General features: G+C 35.8%; 17 protein-coding genes and 1 pseudogene. 12 read left to right on the forward strand and 6 right to left on the reverse strand.

Annotation, left to right across the window (positions count from 1 at the left end):
• Positions 1 to 11: 11 nt before the first annotated feature.
• The 3 genes from AC3ANV_RS11495 (at position 12) to AC3ANV_RS11505 (ending at position 2733) form a co-directional block, all read left to right on the forward strand.
• Positions 12 to 758: a hypothetical protein gene (locus AC3ANV_RS11495; RefSeq protein WP_488313717.1), complete on the forward strand. Its 747-nt coding sequence runs from the start codon at positions 12 to 14 to the stop codon at positions 756 to 758.
• Positions 759 to 971: 213 nt separating this feature from the next.
• Positions 972 to 2162 carry an aminotransferase-like domain-containing protein gene (locus tag AC3ANV_RS11500; protein WP_488313718.1) on the forward strand — a complete coding sequence of 397 codons (1191 nt, stop codon included), beginning with the start codon at positions 972 to 974 and terminating at the stop codon, positions 2160 to 2162.
• A gap of 301 nt (positions 2163 to 2463) precedes the next feature.
• Positions 2464 to 2733: a Spo0E family sporulation regulatory protein-aspartic acid phosphatase gene (locus AC3ANV_RS11505; protein WP_488313719.1), complete on the forward strand. Its 270-nt coding sequence runs from the start codon at positions 2464 to 2466 to the stop codon at positions 2731 to 2733.
• 191 nt (positions 2734 to 2924) lie between these two features.
• Here the strand turns inward: AC3ANV_RS11505 and AC3ANV_RS11510 are convergent, their stop codons facing one another.
• A complete protein-coding gene (locus AC3ANV_RS11510; RefSeq protein ID WP_488313720.1) occupies positions 2925 to 3980 on the reverse strand; it encodes a two-component system sensor histidine kinase NtrB in 1056 nt (351 codons plus the stop codon).
• A gap of 255 nt (positions 3981 to 4235) precedes the next feature.
• Here AC3ANV_RS11510 and AC3ANV_RS11515 point away from each other — a divergent pair, with 255 nt between their 5' ends.
• Together AC3ANV_RS11515 and AC3ANV_RS11520 are read left to right on the forward strand one after the other, a co-directional pair.
• On the forward strand, positions 4236 to 4712 hold the full coding sequence (locus AC3ANV_RS11515; protein WP_488313721.1) for a hypothetical protein: 477 nt from the start codon (positions 4236 to 4238) through the stop codon (positions 4710 to 4712).
• Positions 4713 to 4823: 111 nt separating this feature from the next.
• Positions 4824 to 5297 carry an SRPBCC family protein gene (locus AC3ANV_RS11520; protein ID WP_488313722.1) on the forward strand — a complete coding sequence of 158 codons (474 nt, stop codon included), beginning with the start codon at positions 4824 to 4826 and terminating at the stop codon, positions 5295 to 5297.
• Positions 5298 to 5362: 65 nt separating this feature from the next.
• Here AC3ANV_RS11520 and AC3ANV_RS11525 read toward each other — a convergent pair whose 3' ends face one another.
• On the reverse strand, positions 5363 to 6433 hold the full coding sequence (locus tag AC3ANV_RS11525) for a sulfite oxidase (RefSeq protein WP_488313723.1): 1071 nt from the start codon (positions 6431 to 6433) through the stop codon (positions 5363 to 5365).
• Positions 6434 to 6600: 167 nt separating this feature from the next.
• Here AC3ANV_RS11525 and AC3ANV_RS11530 point away from each other — a divergent pair, with 167 nt between their 5' ends.
• Entirely contained in the window at positions 6601 to 8145 is a 1545-nt protein-coding gene (locus AC3ANV_RS11530) for a phospholipase C (RefSeq protein WP_488313724.1), read from the forward strand.
• Between the two features lie 97 nt (positions 8146 to 8242).
• On the opposite strand, the gene AC3ANV_RS11535 is transcribed toward AC3ANV_RS11530, so the two are convergent.
• The 3 genes and pseudogenes from AC3ANV_RS11535 to AC3ANV_RS11545 form a co-directional block, all read right to left on the reverse strand.
• Positions 8243 to 8605: a P-II family nitrogen regulator gene (locus tag AC3ANV_RS11535; RefSeq protein ID WP_488313725.1), complete on the reverse strand. Its 363-nt coding sequence runs from the start codon at positions 8603 to 8605 to the stop codon at positions 8243 to 8245.
• Between the two features lie 22 nt (positions 8606 to 8627).
• Complete coding sequence (locus tag AC3ANV_RS11540) at positions 8628 to 9845, reverse strand: ammonium transporter (RefSeq protein WP_488313726.1); 1218 nt, start codon at positions 9843 to 9845, stop codon at positions 8628 to 8630.
• A 612-nt stretch (positions 9846 to 10457) separates the two neighbouring features.
• Positions 10458 to 10646: pseudogene (locus AC3ANV_RS11545) on the reverse strand (helix-turn-helix transcriptional regulator); the annotation flags it as partial.
• Here AC3ANV_RS11545 and AC3ANV_RS11550 point away from each other — a divergent pair.
• Complete coding sequence (locus tag AC3ANV_RS11550) at positions 10634 to 10924, forward strand: hypothetical protein (RefSeq protein WP_488313727.1); 291 nt, start codon at positions 10634 to 10636, stop codon at positions 10922 to 10924. The pseudogene AC3ANV_RS11545 and the gene AC3ANV_RS11550 sit on opposite strands and share 13 nt — an antisense overlap.
• 153 nt (positions 10925 to 11077) lie before the next feature.
• Here AC3ANV_RS11550 and AC3ANV_RS11555 read toward each other — a convergent pair whose 3' ends face one another.
• Complete coding sequence (locus tag AC3ANV_RS11555; RefSeq protein ID WP_488314190.1) at positions 11078 to 11200, reverse strand: DUF1259 domain-containing protein; 123 nt, start codon at positions 11198 to 11200, stop codon at positions 11078 to 11080.
• A gap of 718 nt (positions 11201 to 11918) precedes the next feature.
• Here AC3ANV_RS11555 and AC3ANV_RS11560 point away from each other — a divergent pair.
• The 5 genes from AC3ANV_RS11560 to AC3ANV_RS11580 all read left to right on the forward strand — a co-directional run bounded on the left by AC3ANV_RS11560 (position 11919) and on the right by AC3ANV_RS11580 (position 18042).
• Positions 11919 to 12158 (forward strand): HPr family phosphocarrier protein, encoded by a 240-nt coding sequence (locus AC3ANV_RS11560; RefSeq protein WP_488313728.1) that lies wholly within the window; start codon positions 11919 to 11921, stop codon positions 12156 to 12158.
• 100 nt (positions 12159 to 12258) lie between these two features.
• On the forward strand, positions 12259 to 12417 hold the full coding sequence (gene sda / locus AC3ANV_RS11565; RefSeq protein WP_488313729.1) for a sporulation histidine kinase inhibitor Sda: 159 nt from the start codon (positions 12259 to 12261) through the stop codon (positions 12415 to 12417).
• 892 nt (positions 12418 to 13309) lie between these two features.
• Positions 13310 to 15106 carry a cache domain-containing sensor histidine kinase gene (locus AC3ANV_RS11570; RefSeq protein WP_488313730.1) on the forward strand — a complete coding sequence of 599 codons (1797 nt, stop codon included), beginning with the start codon at positions 13310 to 13312 and terminating at the stop codon, positions 15104 to 15106.
• Positions 15081 to 16670 (forward strand): response regulator transcription factor, encoded by a 1590-nt coding sequence (locus AC3ANV_RS11575; RefSeq protein ID WP_488313731.1) that lies wholly within the window; start codon positions 15081 to 15083, stop codon positions 16668 to 16670. Before AC3ANV_RS11570 ends, AC3ANV_RS11575 begins: the two co-directional genes overlap by 26 nt.
• A 37-nt stretch (positions 16671 to 16707) precedes the next feature.
• On the forward strand, positions 16708 to 18042 hold the full coding sequence (locus AC3ANV_RS11580; RefSeq protein WP_488313732.1) for an ABC transporter substrate-binding protein: 1335 nt from the start codon (positions 16708 to 16710) through the stop codon (positions 18040 to 18042).
• Positions 18043 to 18140: the final 98 nt, after the last annotated feature.

Genomic DNA, 18140 nt, shown 5'->3' on the forward strand with positions numbered 1-18140 from the left:
GAGGAAGTTACATGAAGAAAAGGATGTTCGTTTCTTACATTTTTTCAGTAGCGTTTTTGTTTGGATTGATTGGATCATCACAGGCTTTTGCAGCAAATGAAGGAAGCATGGAATTACGCCCTGTACATCATGAAATTGGCCATAAAGGTCATTTTAGGAACAATCCGGAGTTTATCAAGAAACAGGCAGAAATGCTGGGAATCGAAACAAAGGGTAAAAATACTCAGACCCTGGAAAAAGAAGTAAGGGAAGCGATGATAAAGAAGAAGGCGGAATCACTAGGGATAAATACCAAAGGGAAAGATGCTGCCACGATAAGAAAAGAAGTGAGTGCTATGTGGATAAAAAATAAGGCAAAAGAATTAGGAATTAATCCCACAGGCAAGGATACAAAAGCGTTATTCAATGAAATCCTTGATAAAGAAATTAAAAAAGAGGCAAAGGAATTAGGGATTTCAACAGAGGGGAAAGAGCTTAAAGATTTGGCCCATGAAGTGTATGATGCACGTATTAATAAGCAAGCCAAAGAATTAGGGATTAACACGAATGGAAAGGATCTTCGTGAAATCTCACATGAAGTGCGGGAGAAAACGATTATCCAAGCAGCTAAAAATTTAGGTATTGAAACGAAAAATAAGTCAACACAGGAAATCTTTACTGAAATTATTACTAACCATGCAGATAAAGTAAAAGAGTTAAATCTCTTTCCTGCGGAAAGAGGAAATTGGCATTTCTTTCATGGAAAAGATAGGAAGTAATCATGATGAAAAATCCTCATTTATTGTAAAGGTTCTGTTTTCAGGTACAAAACATTAATAACATAAAAAAAGGGTATCAAATAGCAAATATTTTTTCTGAATATTTAGTAAAAATATTGCAAAATGGTATTCTATATTATACTATTAATGACAATATATTATATCATATGGATTTGCCATGATACAGATTCATTCAAAAAGGAAGGGACTTCTATGAATTATTCATTTGCACCACAAACTAAAACCTATCAATCTTCTGCAGTAAGAGACATACTTAAGGTTACTCAACAAGGACATGTGATTTCATTTGCAGGAGGATTACCTGCTGAAGATATATTTCCATTGGAGCAAGTGAAAATTGCTTATGAAAAAGTATTTGCATCAGGAAAATCCTCATTGCAATATGGTTTAACAGAAGGATTCAAACCGCTTAGAGAAGCAATCCAAACAAAAATGGAGCCAAAAGGGATTTCGTCCAATCCTGATAACATTCTTATTACAACAGGTTCGCAACAAGTAATCGACTTGTTTGCAAGGATTATGCTTACACCCGGCGATGTTGTGCTTACTGAAGACCCTACTTATTTGTCAGCCTTACAGGTTTTTCGATCTTATGGAGCCCAAGTAATAGCAGTTAAAAGTGACGAAAATGGAATGGATCCGGATGACTTAAAGGCCAAAATGGAAATTTTACGTCCTAAATTTGTCTATGTCATTCCTACTTTTTCTAATCCGGATGGGAAGGTCTGGAACAATGAACGGCGTCTAAATTTACTTAATCTATGTTATGAATATAACGTCCTTGTACTTGAGGACGACCCTTACGGTGATATTCAATTTCATCAAGATGAAGAATATCATCCGGTAGCAGCCTTTGACACTTATCAGAGTCATGTTGTATATACGAGCACTTTTTCAAAATCAGTCGTTCCAGCCTTAAGGACAGGATGGGTTACGGGGCCAATTGAAATTATTCAAATGATGGTACAGGCAAAGCAAATGAATGATTTACATTCCAGTTCTATTGACCAGCAAGCACTATATTATTTGTTACGTGATTTCAACCTTGATAGTCATATAAGTTTATTAAAAAGAGAGTACTATTATCGGATGACAATCATGAGGGATTATTTAAGTAAAATAGGTTCCGGGTTATTCACCTGGAAAGAACCGAAGGGTGGTATGTTTATGTGGGTAGAAGGGAGTGAACAGCTAAACACAACCACTCTACTCAGTAAGGCTGTTGACAATGGTGTCGCGTTTGTTCCGGGAGCACCATTCTACGTTGATCAGCCTAAGAACAACACATTCCGATTAAACTTTAGCCATTCCACACCTGAGATGATAAAACTAGGGATGGACCGATTGGTGGAGGTTTTGGTGCCTGCCACAACTCAAGTTTAATAGATGTAATCCGATATGGAAAAATTTTCAAAGTAAATACCGATTTTACAACACAGTAAACCGTTAGGATTTAATTATCCTAGCGGTTTTTATATGCCATTTACATGGGTACTGTCGCCTGATAAATCTCGGGATTTTTGTCGAAAGCCTTCAAATCTCGTCTTTTTTTGTCTCTTTTTAACTTGTTTTATCGAAGCCATTTAATATAAATTAAAAAATGCTATAATTCTGTTCATGACTAATAGAATCAGATGTTAATCAATCAAGTAATCATTCGTTTTTTACGGGGTGTATTTTTGCTATGAGACTAGAGCAATTAGAAGAGGCAATTAAAGAGAAAAGAGAAGAGATGATAAATATCGGAATGGAAAAAGGGCTTTTATGTGAAGAAACAATATTTTGTAGCCAAGAATTGGACGAGCTGATAAATGAGTATAATAGATTAGTGGCTGAACATAAACGTTCCGGGGCAATAAATAAATACATTGAATTAGTTCTTCATGTTGAAAAACAAGCCTATAACCTTTTATGGATGCCTTATAATTATTTATTTAATTACCTGCAATATTAAAAGTAATGATTAAGGTTAATCCGGGACCTGATGGTCTTTTTTCTTTGGGGAATTGTGCCAACCAAGCCAGTTAGATAAGAAAAAGATACTCCCTTCTAGAAGTATCGATAAAGTTAAAGCTATAATCCCCTATAATAGAAAATAGGAATTCAGCCAATGTATATGATTAAGTGTAAAGTAGAAGATAGTGTTTAATTGTTTTTTCCTTTATAAGGAAGTTGAATATGAATGGTTGTTCCGATTCCCACTTCACTTTGAATGAAAATATTCCCTTGATGTTCATGTATCGTTGTAAAGACCTGTGTGAGACCAAGACCCGTTCCATCTATTTTACTGGTAAAGAAAGGGGTTCCCAGCATTTTTAATTTTTCTTTTGGAATACCTATTCCTGAATCAATCACTTTTATATGAATCCATTCATCCTTGTAAAAATGTTCAATTCTAATTTTTCCATTGTCCTCAATTGCTTCAAGTGAATTCTTTATAAGATTGAAAAAGGCTTTCTGAAATAAGTTTCGCTTTCCAACTATCTTTTTTTCTGAATCCATTAAATCCATTTCTATTTCTACTTTATAAAGCCTTTCTTGGAACAAATAGATGAGAGAAGCTAACTCCTTACATAAATCGATGGAAACTACTGGTTCATCGTGTAAATCCGGTTTGGATACCTGTAATAAATTCTGTAAAGTGGCTAAAGCCTTCTCTAATTCATTTTCCATGATATCTAAGTATGGGTGTGAGCCGGATTCTTTTATTAATTGTAAAAATCCTTTTACAGCTGTTAGGGGATTTTTAACTTCATGTGCTATACCGGCAGCAATTTGACCAAGTGAAGCCAGTTTTTCCCGATTATTCAAAAGCTTTTCTGCAGCTTTACGGTGTGTAATGTTTTGCATCGTAACCTGTGCGAAAACTTGATTATTTATAAAAAAAGGTACAGACATTACTTCAACATCAATTTCTTCCCCATTGCTCTTCATCATTTTTAGTTCTGTTGTTTTTAAAACTTCGTGATTAACGAGAATCCTTCTCAGTCGCTCTTTACTTTTATCATGGAAATCAGGGTGAAGAAAAAGCCACATATCTTTTGATATAATATCTTTTGAAGTTTTTAACTTGAATAATTCCAAACATGCCTTATTGCAGTATAATATTTTACCCTCTGGTCCAACAATCCAAATTGAATTCAGGGAATTTTCAACCAATTGATGAAAGTCTATCTCTTTAGACTCTAGATGCAATTTCAAGTGAATTCCTCTTTTTCTATCTAGTATTAAAAACAGTATATCAGGTAGCAATGAAAACTTAAATGTTATATTGAAATTTAGTCTTTGTACCTAAAAATAAAAACCCACGAAATACAGGGAAAACGGAAAGAAATCAATCAATTTTGAACAGAGGCCAGTAAACCGTTATTATTAAAGCGAGGTCTTTTTGTACACAAGCGGCTGTTTTAGCCATTCGTCAAAAAATTGTAAAATAAAGAAATGGAGGGAAAAACAATGTTGTTAATTAGTATTGTGATTCTCATATTATTGGTCCATTTTCTAATAATCCGCCCTCTTACACAACGAAATCGACCGCAAAGAATTGATCAGAGCAGGGTCTATTATGAACAACCGGAATATTATGGGCCATCAGCCGGAACCGGAGGATTGGGGAGATTTGGAACGTTTGCAGGAGGGATAGCTGCAGGGGCTTTACTTACTTATTTGTTTGAACAAGGCAGAATCGGATTTAATCAATATAACGCATGGCAGCATTTAGAAGATCAAGAAATAATGCGGGAACTTATGGACCAAAATATTCTCCAAGAGCATGAAATTGCTCAATTGCAAGACGAGATTGGATATCGGGACGATTGGGATTTAGACGATAGAGATGAAAACCCGGATGATTTTGATTACTATGATAAAGATGACCAACAGGACAATGATGGATTCGATGATTCAAATAGTGGAGATGATAATTGGGTTTAGGTTAAAAGGCATGGACCAAGACGAACTATGTACTTTCTATTTGAGAATCCTTAATGAAAAATAGTTTCGAATAATTTTAAAATATGAATAACCGAAAGGAATAAAAAGTAAATGACAATGCCAATTACGATTCCTGATCTTTCATCAAGACCGTTTTCTCTTTTAGTAGAACGTTTAATGGATTCATCACCGGATGTACTGTTTCGAGCTTGGACGCAGCAGATTGACAAATGGTTTGCCGCACCGGGATCGGTGTTAATGAAAGGTGAAGTCAATGCCCCCTTTTTCTTTGAAACCATTTACAAATTCGAGGAACAAAGCGAGGCGCAGCGCCATCCTCATTACGGAAGATTTCTTCGGCTCGAACAGGATCGACTCGTTGAATTAACATGGGTTACGGGGGAAGGGGGCACAAAGGGAGCGGAGACAGTTGTCACAGTTGAACTTGAACCTCACGGCAAAGGCACGCAGCTCCGTCTTACACACGCAGGGTTTCCTGATGAAGAGTCGAAGAACGGGCATGAATATGCCTGGCCGTTTGTACTTGAACAGCTCGACAACCGGATGATTGATAATACAAATTAAATAAGCAGGCCTTTTTGAAAAAGCCCAATACCCGATAATATAGAAGTCGGGTGTAGGGCTTTTCATTATTCAATTTTAACCTTAATTGTATCCATAGCATTATATCCATATCCTTTTCGATTCCAAAAGGGGGTAGCAGGTTGACTACGATTATAGGAATCTGTTACCCTCGTCATAATCGTGTATTCACCTTTTTCCAATACTGACCATTCAAAAATCCATGAGGTCCATTCATAACCGCCATTATTTTGATTCGCCCATTTTGCCTTTGACCAGCTTTTTCCGCCATCCGTGCTGACTTCAACTTTTCCAATTTCTCCTTTTCCCGTCCAGGCAATTCCGTTAATTAAATGGAAACCAGTATTTAGAACGGCCATATCTAATGGTTTTTGGATGGTAGAATTTACATTTATGGTTGTGACTGGAAAGGCATCTTCGTTATTTTCCTTATTTGGATAATAAACATAATCAATAGATTGAAAAGGACCATTAAACTCGGAGTCTATTACACTAATTTGCTTAATCCATTTTACCGATGCCATTGCATACCACTGTGGAACAATTAATCTTAACGGAAAACCGTGCTTAATTGGAATTGGTTGATTATTATATTCGAATGCAATTATCGTATCTGGATGAAGGGCTTTCTCTAAAGGCAAGCTTCTTGAAAAAGGATAAACCTGATCAGTATCCGTTCTTTCTCCATAATCATACCCCTCTACTACAACCTCTTTTGCCCCCATCCTTATTCCTGCTGATTCAAGGAGCAGCTTTAAGGGTACACCCTTCCAGATCCCTTGACTTATTGCACCTTTTTGCCATTGTTCTCCATAGACTTTCGGCTCGAAAAAATTGCGTTTGTCTCCTGCGCACTCTAGAACAACTTTAATCGTTTTTGAAGGAAGCTTTAGGATATCTTGCATTGAAAACAATTTCGGTGTTTTAACTAATCCATTTATAGGCAGCCAATAATTTGAATAGGTGAGCGGCGGGTAAGAAAAGTGGTTTCTCCTATAAAATAACTGCTGATTCATAATATCTGTGCTAATAAATTGAATGGGTGTTTCTTGATTTTCCGGATGTAAATCACGGACAATTAACGACGGTTTTATGGAAGAGTCATATAGCTTTGACATTTTTGCCTCCTAAATTTTACGCCTGGTAATAATATCTATGAATAATAAATGAACTATTTGTAACAATTTTTTTAAAAGCAATCAACAATACTTAACTCTAGGTTAATACTATATTTACATTAGTTTATTAAAGTAATACCTGTAAGATATTTATAGGAGGCGTATATATGGATGCAAAGAAGCTAGCTAAAGTTTTTAATGTTCTAAGTGTTGCCGCTTTAGGTACTTTGTTAACAGTATCTCCAATGGTTAACACCCCAGTTAATGCGCAAGTAAATACAAAGGCCACTGAACAGGCTAAGGAAGTTAAGGCAGAAACAAAAACCCCGATTAAACATGTAGTTGTTATTTTTGGCGAAAATGTATCTTTTGATCATTACTTTGGTACATATCCATATGCTTTAAACATTAAAGGCGAACCTAAATTTACTGCAAAGTCGAATACGCCGGAAGTTAATAATCTATTAACTCCAAAAGACTATAATGGAACACAGCCGGAAATCTCCAAAACAAATCTGATAAGCAATAATCCGAACTCTGCAAAACCTGTTCGTCTGGATCGCTCCGAGGCGATGACAGATGATATGGATCACAGTTATCATGATGAAATAGCAGCTACTGACGGGGGTAAAATGGATAAGGCGGTCGAGACTACCGGGAGAGGGAAAAATCCGGGAATCGTGATGGATTACTATGATGGTAACACAGTCACTGCACTTTGGAATTACGCTCAAAGCTTTGCGATGAGTGATAACTCCTTTGGAACCACATATGGACCATCTACACCCGGTGCATTAAATCTGATATCAGGTGAAACTCACGGGGCAATATTGTATGACAAAAATGGTCAAAAAGTATCGAACGATATTTTAAATGAATTTGAGAATGGAACAGTTACCGGTGACCCTAATCCTTATTTTGATAAAGCCTCAACCGGTTTGACAGTTGCAATGAATGACACAAATAAAAACGTTGGCGATTTACTAAATAAAAAAGGGATTACTTGGGGCTGGTTCCAAGGCGGCTTTGCTGATCCTACTGCTAAACATACAAATATCGGAGGTGCAGCTGTTACCGATTATAGCCCGCATCATCAGCCATTTGAATATTATAAGTCTACTGCAAACCCGAATCATGTTTCACCAAGCTCTTCCGATATGATTGGTAAAACGGATCAAGCGAATCACCAATATGATATGAAGGATTTCTGGACAGCTGTAGATGGCGGAAATATGCCAAGTGTCAGCTACCTTAAAGCACCAATGTACCAAGACGGTCATGCCGGTTATTCAGATCCATTAGATGAACAGCAATTTATTGTTAATACGATTAATCATCTGCAAAAAACACCTGAGTGGAAGGATACAGCGGTTGTCATCGCTTATGATGATTCAGATGGTTGGTATGATCATGTATATGGACCAAATAACGGTCAATCAGTTGAGTCCGGTAAAGCAGGATATGGTCCAAGATTACCGCTGTTGGTAATCTCTCCGTATGCTAAGACTAATTTCGTTGACCATACATTAACGGATCAATCATCCATCCTTAAGTTTGTTGAGGATAACTGGAATTTAGGACGAATTGGCGGCACTTCCCTTGATGAGAAGGCTGGCAGTATTGAAAACATGTTTGATTTTAAAAAGGGACTACGAAATAAAAAACTTTTCCTTGATGAGAAAACAGGACAGCCTGTAAAAGCTAAAGATTGAAATAGAAAATATTGATTTTTATCAAGCAAAAGACAGGGGCCATCTTATTAGATGGCCCCAAGTTTAATTAATCGGGTTCTGATTTATCTGCTTCTTATTATTTTTCGTTTTGTAATGCATCGCAGCCTTCTTCACCTGTTCGAATCTTAATCGCATTAGCGATTTCATAAACAAATATTTTCCCATCACCCGGCTGACCGGTGTATAATACCCGGCGGGCGGTATCAATGACCGACTGAACAGGTACCTTACAGACAACTATCTCAATTTTAATCCGCTCATGCATGTCCACTTTACGTTTGACACCACGATATAATTCTGTAAAACCTTTTTGCAATCCGCAACCAAGTACATTTGAAACGGTTATTCCACTTACACCGATTTTTGCTAATTCTTGTTTGAAATCATCGAATTTGCCAGGACGTGTAATAATTTCAATTTTGGTTAACTTATCGGTCACACAATCACCCTTTTCACTATATTTATTCGTGATACGCTTTCTCTCCATGCAATGTAATGTCAAGACCGAGTGATTCTTCCTCATCTCCTACACGAATAGGTATGAAAATGCTTACTAATTTAATAATAATATAAGTTATGACAGCAACAAAGATATATGTTGAAAGAATGGCGATCATTTGTTTCAAAAATAAGCTCGGATTACCGTAAAATAATCCATTCGCCCCGCCTGCGTTTACAGTTTTAGTAGCAAATAACCCGGTTGCGATGCCACCCCATGTTCCGCCAATGCCGTGTAGTCCAAATGCATCTAATGCGTCATCATAGCCAAGCTTTTCCTTCAACGAGGAAATGGACCAGAAGCAAATAAGACCGCCGATAAAACCAATTAGGATAGAGGCAAAAGGTGTAACGAATCCGCAACCTGGCGTAATGGCAACAAGACCTGCAAGCGCACCTGAAACAGCACCTAACATGGTTGGTTTTTTATTGATAAACCACTCAACCAGAATCCAGCCGAACATACCTGCGGCAGCGGCAGTATTTGTATTGATAAAAGCGATCATTGCTATGTTGTTTAACGATAATGCACTACCGACGTTAAAGCCAAACCAGCCAAACCAAAGGAGCCCAGCTCCTAAAACCGTAAATGGCAGGGTGTGTGGAGCTGTTGTGCTGGCATTTTTTCGTTTTCCTAAAACGATTGCCAAAACTAAACCGGCGACACCTGATGAAATATGAACAACAGTTCCTCCGGCAAAATCTAGTGCACCTAATTCACGCAGCCATCCTCCTACTCCCCAGACCCAATGAGCAACAGGTGTATAAACGATAACTGTCCATAACGATGTGAATAAAATAAAGGCAGAAAAACGCATGCGTTCTGCGAAAGCGCCTGAAATAATGGCAGGGGTTAAAACCGCAAACATCATTTGAAAAATCATATATAAATTGTGAGGGATCGTTCCGCTATAATCAGGATTGGGTTTAAACGAAACCCCTTTTAACCCAAGCCATTCAATGCCTCCAATCCAAGCATTTCCACCTGGAGAAAACGAAAGGGAATAGCCTACTAAAATCCACAAAATTGAAACGATTGCCATGGAGCTATAACTATGCATCGTGGTACTAAGAACATTTTTACTTTTTACCATTCCGCCATAAAATAAAGCGATACCCGGTGTCATAAGCATTACCATCACTGTTGCGACAAATACAAATACTGAATCGCCCATTTGCATACTATTACCCTCCGATTTTATTAGGTAAATAATTTCACCTTTAACGTTATGTTTTCTTACATAAAATCCTTATGTTATGTTTCCTTACACGAGATATTATATAAAGTATCATATAGTTTTCTGTTGCTCCTTTCAAGATTTTTTTTGGAAATCCATTATTTCACAGAAGCGAATGCAATTGTATGTAGATATGTCAAACGTGCCATTATTATTGACCTAACTAATTTCACTTCATTGCGTATTAAAATATAATTAAAAAATAACCCGACAGAACTAAATCTGTCGGGTTATTTTTTAAAAGATGATGTTTTTCTCAATATTGAAGTGTAATAGACTTTTTCTAGCCTTCTATGTTTACTGGCTTTTTCAACGTTACGATTGAATCTTTCTCAGAAGATTATCCAACACGTTTGATAAAGAAGGAAAGCAACTAAAAAGTCCCTGATATCGCTAATCCAAAAGGAGAGTGGTATCAGGGACTTTTTAATTAGAAATAAAAGAAGAGAAATAATTTTAGAAGTTATTAGGTTGGTACAGACAGATGCTGTTACATGATCCGGTCTATTTAATAATGAAGAAACCACGGATAGAATGTCGAAACGAAGCAAATTTCTAATGTAGATCTCTGAATTTTGCAGGGGTCACACCTGCAAATTTTTTAAATACCTTTGAAAAATAACTTTGATCATGGAAGTTTAAAAGAGTTGAAATCTCAGTCAAAGAATGGGTTGTAAAGGTTAATAAACTTTTGGCTTCATCCACTTTAGCTTGTTGAATATATTCTGTTATTGAAATGCCCACCAGTCGTTAGAATCAAACAGGAAATTAAGGAATCCTCTGAACCATTTGCACAGTATGCTGTTCGTTCACCGGAAGATGCCCAAAAATTAGCAGCCTCTTACATTGCAGATGAAGACCGGGAAGTGCTTCTAGTGATGATGCTCAATACCAAAAATCAGGTAGTGGGGCTACATAGAGCACATGCTACAGATAAAACTGTAAAGGAGATATGTACAATTACGGGAGTCAGTCAGGCAGCATTTTATCGCAGACTAAAGGAAATGGAACAAGATGTTTAATTTTCAGTTCAGGACAATTGGAAATATTTACACATGTGGCCCCTCATTCCTCGAATCGTTTCGGTACTCCTATGTTATTTCAAATAATTTAATTTAAAATTTAAGATCCTTACCGTTGTAAACGGTATTGAATAGATTAAAATAAACCTGCTTTTAGTGCAGCTTCAAAACTGTCTCTTGCAATTCGAATGGACTAAAGATCTTTTCCCAATGGTGAATATAAATTAACCGTGGTTGATCAAATAACCAATGGTTGTGAATTGCAGTTATAATAATTCCTCTTTACGAATTGCGGATACAAAACGGTCAATTTCCTTTTGAAGGATAACTGTTTCACCTCATGTATTAAGAAGAACTTGTAGAAACAATCAGATGGGACTTTCAACAAATATACTTTATTATTTGCATCCGATATCAATTGCCAAAGATTTTAAATGTCCTCAACCAAAAATATTGAAATCTTACCTCTAAACATTCTGTTATATTAAAAATGAGGACAGACAACATCTTTTTTAAACTTATTTTGGAGTGAAGACATTTGGAGAAACATTTTGAAAAAAAGTAAACGCTTATATTAAAGAGCATAGATGCTCTATTGAAGATACAAAGCACCGACAACATCTTCACTTTGATACACCGATTGGCTGGATAAATGATCCAAACGGATTCGCAGCCTGACTTCAAAAAGACCATTATTAAAGCTAATTGGTAATAAGAAAGAATCTTATGATTAAATTATGAAAGATCTTAATGACAAATGGGTGAAGGCAAGAACTGATGTAGAAAAATAATCTCTTGATAATATTTAAAGGGGAAATGCATTCCACATGCATTCCCCCTTTATTTCTTTAACTAATTAAATGACCATTTCAGATTCAGTTAGAAAATATAATAGATGTCGAAGCAATGAAAGGTGCTAATTCAAATATAACAAGAGTAAATAAAAACTCTCTGGAAATTAAGGGGGGATTAAAATAAATGGTAGAAAAAGATTGTGGTACTACTAAACAGGGGACTTCAGGGCCAAGTTGCATCCGAGTTTGTGAGGAAAGCATCTTTATTTACTAGTGACATCAATATTCTTAAACAAGGCAAATTGGTCGCTGGTAAAAGTATTATGGGTGTTATGTGCTTAGCAATTAGAAAAGGAGAAGAAGTTACACTTTTAGTAGACGGAATCGATGAACAAAAGGCAATCGCATTCTTAGAAACATTCCTTTCGGGAAGAATCTGATCCATTGAATTTGTTACTAAACCGTGGTTATCAACAAAATTTAAAGAAATCTTTTGGTCCATTCAAATAAAGATATTTTAGGTAATTGGAGTGAAACAAATTGAATAACCTTAGCACTGAAAGATTACTAGATGCATATAATCAAGCTATTGAGTTTAATCTAAGCAAGGACTTTATTACATTACTATGTATTGAGCTAAATAAACGAAATATTGATGAATCACTCATAATCCCCATAATAGGGTATAATAAAAACTAAACAATATTTTCATAATGAATCTGTTTAATGACGAAGCATATCCGTCATTGAGAGAGTTAAGGTGACTGGTTAATTATGATTTTACTAACTAGTGGTGACAAATGGAAGAAGAGTAGGTTTGCATAAACCTCCTTAATTATTTGTTTAATCTCATTAATAAAACAAGAAAACAGATTACATCTTTGGTCACAACTTGGTCACAGATTAGATGTTTTTATATTTATTAGATTAAATTAAATGATAAATGACTTGTTAAAATGTGCATTAAATCAATACTTTACGGCATTTTATAAATCTTAATGGAATCAAATAGGATATCTTTCCTCTAACTTCAAAACTGCTTGAGACCTGCGTGCCAGGTCTGGTGGGTTCGATTCTCACGCAGCCCCGCCAAAATTGTTGTAATAAATCAACGGTTTTACCGTTTATGGTATTCTGGATTGTAGAATCGTTTTACCGATAGACTGCGTAAGGAACAAATAGATTGTAGAACCTCTTTCCTTGAAGGGAAATCCATAAGCAAAGGGGCCTTTTTATAGCTAAGGAAACCAATAGATATTTAAATGGCTAGTTGATAGCAATAGTTCGTTCCTCTGATTCAGTTTTTAGAAGGGCAATTTTTATTTATTAGTGGTAACCAACATATTTCAATACCTCATGATAAGATTATAAAGGAAATGCTAAAATAAATAATAGTTTTCTTAAAAATAATAACTATTAAAATATAAGTATTAAAAACACTGTAAAATGGTTCTGTATTACCAGTACTTGTAAACAGTAGAAAATATATCGGTCTTCTAATATGTATTGTAATAACTAAAAAGTTAGTTTAAAATTATTCAATCTTTATTGCTAAAAAAATGTAAGGGCTTTCTTGATCTAGGAGGGTTACATGTTTTTTTCCCTACGTAATCGTTTATTTATTATTTTTACTTGTTTGTTAACCATTCCATTTATTATCTTGTCTCTTATTATCCCAAACTGGTTTACCTCTATTATTGAAATGCAGACCAAGGATTTAACGGTAGAGGCAATGGACCAATACTCTCTCTATATTAATTCGATTACAACACAGGCAGAAGACTTGGGGAAACAGGTGCTTGTTAATCAAACAACCCAACAGTGGTTAAAGTTAGAAAAAGAGTATTCTAATATACCAAAAGAACAACGTTTGTTAATGAAAAATCAACTGAAAATGCTGTTATCTTCCATGATGGCTAACAATTCTAATGCAATGTCGGTTTCGGTATTTCTAAATGATGGAACTGGAACCTGGGGAAATAATCCTTCCCTTAATAAAATGGATTGGTATAAAGATTATGCTGAAAAGGACGAGCGGTTTGTAAAATCCCACCAAGATCCTTACCAACAGACACCAGGGACTATCAATAGCTATATTTTGCCACTATTTGATATGAATACATTTATTTCATATGGGATTATTAAAGTTAATTTTCCCTCATCATTGTTTGAAACTGCTTTAAATAAAATCAAAAATGGAAAAAATGGTCATGCCTATTTGCTAGATAAACAGGGAGCGAACGTTTTACAAGGGAAAATTCAGATTCCTAAAAAGGTCTTAACCCAAACTTTAGCAAAAATAAAATATGGTAAAGCGCAAAAAGGTTTACTGGAAATGGATTATAACCAAGTGAAGCATCTTGTTTTTTATCAAAAACTATCAGTTGGTGATTGGATTCTTATTAGTGAAGTAAATAAGGCTGAATTGTTCGCAAAAGTTAACCGTTTACAACATAATCTGTTCCTGATTAGCGTTCTCGTTTTCTTATTAACGATTGTGGCCTCTTACATGTTTTCATCCAATATCGTCAGTCCTTTAGGAAAGCTTGCTAAGGCCATGGGGTTTCTTGAATATGGTGACTTTTCTGGCGCCAAACGCTTCATGCCAACAATTAAATCTTCCAAGCACGAAGTGGGTTATGTAATCAAAGTCTTTGGTCATACGATTGATCGATTAAAGAGCCTAATAGAAAACGAGTATGAAGCAAATATACGACGGAAGGATGCAGAATATAAAGCCTTATTATTACAGATTAATCCACATTTTTTGAACAATACGCTTGAAATCATCGGGGGATTAGCGGCTCAAGGCAAAAATAAAGAGGTTATGAATGTAAGTATTTACTTAGGCCGAATGATGAGATATTCCTTGAACACACAAAGCGATGTGGTGAAATTAGGTGAAGAATTAAATTATATCCGCAGTTACACAGACATATTAAAAGTGAGGCATGAAGATTCCATCTCTATAACTATTGAAGAAGACCCGGAAACGAAAACCCTTCCAATTATAAAATTCATTTTACAGCCACTCGTGGAAAATTCAGTTAAATATAGTTTTATAGAAAAGAAATTTGCGGAAATTGATATTAAAACTGCAAAGGTTAGAAATCATGTATATATTATCGTAGAAGATAAGGGTATTGGAATTTCTGATGAAATAATCACAGATTTACTAAACCAAGAAAAGAATAATGAAACAATTAGCGTATTAGAGAGTAAAGGAAACAGTATTGGACTAAGGAATGTTCTTGGCAGATTGAAGCTTTACTATGGACAAAACTTTTCCTATCAGATTGATTCTGAAAAGAATGTAGGTACAAAGATTACATTATGTATAAATATTTATGGGGGAGATATACATGATGAAGGTGATCATCACAGATGATGAGATACAAATTCGTAAGGGCTTACGAATGAAAGTGGATTGGGTAGAGGAAGGATATCAAATTGCAGGCGAGGCTTCCAATGGTCAAGAAGCACTGGAACTGATCCAAACCATGGATATTGATGTGGTCCTTACGGATATGAGGATGCCAATTATGGACGGGATTGAATTGGCAAAACTTTGTCATCAACAATTTCCCAACGTAAAAGTAATCGTTTTATCGGGATACTCCGATTTTGAATATGTACGAGGTTCGTTAAAGGAAGGGGTTAAAGATTATCTGTTAAAACCGGTTGCCCCTGATGAATTAATAGAAGTGTTAAGGAAAATTCGTAAAGAAGTTGAGGAAGAGAAAAGAAATCAAGTCGAAAAAGATCGGATGCGCCGGCTTGTTCAAACCCAGCTGCAGGAGGTTCAAGAACAATATTTGCTTTATTTGGTAAAAGAGGAATGGATGCACCCTATAATGGTGGCTGAAAGGCTGCGTCAGCTTCAGCTGGGAAAAATTGCGAGTGAGAATAATGAGGTACAATTTGTAACAGTGGAAATTAGAGAGTACGATGACGATCCCAATAGAGTAAAGAATCTGTGGCATCCTTTTCAGATGCTTTCTAAGGAAATTGCGAAAGAGCATGGCGGGACTTATTCGTTTTACGACCCAGGCTATTCAAATATGATTCATTTTTTACATTTGCTGGATGCAGAAAAAGTAAATAGTACTGCCAGCTTAGTTAACAAAATTCAAAAGAACGTAAAAACATTCTTGGATTTAGAAACAGTCATTGGAATCGGAAATATCGTAAAAGGTCTTGCCGAGTTTAAAACTGGGTATATTTCTAGTTTACTTTCCTGGAGCCAAAGTCAGTTGGGGCCACAGTCTCAAGTCATAGATGGGACAGAATCTAAAGAAGAAATGCTTGATTTATCACCTGATTTTGAAAGAAGATTAACAAATTCGATTGAAAATGTAAATTTTGAAGCATTTAAAGAAAATATTCACACGGTTTTGGGAGGAAGTGAAAACCAGTCCATTTTGTCCTTTTCATTTGTCGCCAATCGAGTGTTATTTTTGCTAGGTTCACTTGCTCAAAGATATGATTTTGAAACAAAGGACATTCAGAAAATGATGTGGCATTGCCAGCAAAGTATTTGGAAGCTCAATTCTCAAAGTAAAGTATTGGAACAACTGGTTCAATTAGCACAGTTAATTATTGAAAAGGTTCGTATGGCCAGGTTTTCAAATGGAAAATTAATCGTTGATAGTGTTCGGCATTATCTGGATAAGCACTATGGAAATGAAATTTCACTTACCTCCTTATCCGAATTATTTCGTATTAATAGTACTTATTTATCTGAAATCTTTAAAAATAATATAGGGAACAATTTAAGCGACTATCTTGTTAACTTACGAATGGAAAAAGCACAGAATTTCTTAAAAGATAAACAGCTCAAAATTATTGATGTATCACACCTGGTAGGTTTTTCTAATTCAGGGTATTTTAGTACTGTTTTTAAAAAGCACTTTGGTCTAACACCTGTTGAATACCGTAATTCTTTAGAGTAAACCATTCCAGTAAAGCACGAAAGAGAGGGGAATGCAGATGAAAAAATGGTTAACCATCAGTGTTTTTGCAATCATTCTATTAAGTATTGCAGGATTTGCATTGCCCTTCTTTTATCCATTCTCTAGCGATCAAAAAGATTACGCTGATGAAAGCGGCACTGGAGATCAAATCCATTTGACGTTCTGGCGAAACTCTGGAAATCTAGCAGAAAATAAAGCATATAAAGAATTAGTTTCTTCTTTTGAAGCAACTCATCCTAATATTGTCATTAATATGATATCGATCCCTTATAGTGACTATGAAATAAAATTAAGAACACAAATTGCTGGTGGAAATCCACCTGATATTATGGCCATAGATAGTCCTAACTTAGCTCTTTATGCCAATGCAGGTTCACTTTTGTCCATTGATCAAAATATGCGAAAAGAGGGAAAGATTGAGGATATCCCTAAATCAACATTACAGGGATTAACGTTTAAAGGTAAAATCTACCTTGCTCCCATTGTAGAGTCAAGTATTGCCCTTTTTTACAATAAGCATCTATTCAAAGAGGCTGGAATCTCTTTTCCGTCTTCAGATCCCGCCAAACCTTTAACATGGGATCAGGTTCTGGAGATGGCTATAAAATTAAATAAACCGGAAAAGGGGATTTATGGGATTGACCCGGCACAAGGATTTAACGATGGTGAAACTCCAGCCTATTTTAAAATGCCTCTTCTTTGGCAGTTCGGAGGTGGAGTTTTAAGTGATAATGGAACTACGGCAAGCGGGTATTTGGATTCGAAGGAATCGTTGGCGGCACTGCAATTTTACCAAGACTTATATCATTTATATAGAGTAGCTGCTGTTGAAATGCCACCAGATTCTTTTGTTAAGGGTAAGCTTGCGATGATGGTGCTTGGCTCTTGGTCATTAGCTGATCTGGAAAATAATTATCCAAATTTTAAATTGGGAAAGGATTTTGGAGTTGCTCCAATGCCAAAGGAAGAGTATCAGGTTGTTCCAAACGGTGGATGGGCACTTGGAATCTCTTCAAAAACAGGGTATCCAAAGGAAGCTTGGGAGTTTATCAAATATGTTACAAGTTATGAAGGGATTAAAAAATATGTAAAAGAAACTGGTGATATACCTGTAAGATACTCTGTAGCAAAAGAACTCCCTGAATTTAGCACATATCCTAAAAATATATTTTGGCTGCAAGTACAAAATTATTCCAGAAACCGCCCAGTTACCACAGCTTATCCTGTTGTAAGCGATGCAATTAAGACGTTATTTGAAGAAGTTGGAATTGGTGGGAAGGATGTAAAGTCTTCAGTGGAGAAAGCGGTGGAGACAATCAATACAGGACTTAATCAAATACAACATCCTTAATTAGTTAATCCTCTAGTTAAACTAGGGGGTTTTTTTTTAGTCATTTTTTGAATTCCTTTTTGATGTAAACGGTTCCATTTGCCGAAAATTTTAAATTG

The organism is Neobacillus sp. DFD-2R, assembly GCF_057747865.1.

What these genes read in the sequence shown, in the direction of transcription:
- AC3ANV_RS11495 (WP_488313717.1), top strand. Translation starts at nt 12, where the DNA reads ATGAAGAAAAGGATGTTCGTTTCTTACATTTTTTCAGTAGCGTTTTTG.
- AC3ANV_RS11500 (WP_488313718.1), top strand. Translation starts at nt 972, where the DNA reads ATGAATTATTCATTTGCACCACAAACTAAAACCTATCAATCTTCTGCA.
- AC3ANV_RS11505 (WP_488313719.1), top strand. Translation starts at nt 2,464, where the DNA reads ATGAGACTAGAGCAATTAGAAGAGGCAATTAAAGAGAAAAGAGAAGAG.
- AC3ANV_RS11515 (WP_488313721.1), top strand. Translation starts at nt 4,236, where the DNA reads ATGTTGTTAATTAGTATTGTGATTCTCATATTATTGGTCCATTTTCTA.
- AC3ANV_RS11520 (WP_488313722.1), top strand. Translation starts at nt 4,824, where the DNA reads ATGACAATGCCAATTACGATTCCTGATCTTTCATCAAGACCGTTTTCT.
- AC3ANV_RS11525 (WP_488313723.1), bottom strand. Translation starts at nt 6,433, where the DNA reads ATGTCAAAGCTATATGACTCTTCCATAAAACCGTCGTTAATTGTCCGT.
- AC3ANV_RS11530 (WP_488313724.1), top strand. Translation starts at nt 6,601, where the DNA reads ATGGATGCAAAGAAGCTAGCTAAAGTTTTTAATGTTCTAAGTGTTGCC.
- AC3ANV_RS11540 (WP_488313726.1), bottom strand. Translation starts at nt 9,845, where the DNA reads ATGCAAATGGGCGATTCAGTATTTGTATTTGTCGCAACAGTGATGGTA.
- AC3ANV_RS11570 (WP_488313730.1), top strand. Translation starts at nt 13,310, where the DNA reads ATGTTTTTTTCCCTACGTAATCGTTTATTTATTATTTTTACTTGTTTG.
- AC3ANV_RS11575 (WP_488313731.1), top strand. Translation starts at nt 15,081, where the DNA reads ATGATGAAGGTGATCATCACAGATGATGAGATACAAATTCGTAAGGGC.
- AC3ANV_RS11580 (WP_488313732.1), top strand. Translation starts at nt 16,708, where the DNA reads ATGAAAAAATGGTTAACCATCAGTGTTTTTGCAATCATTCTATTAAGT.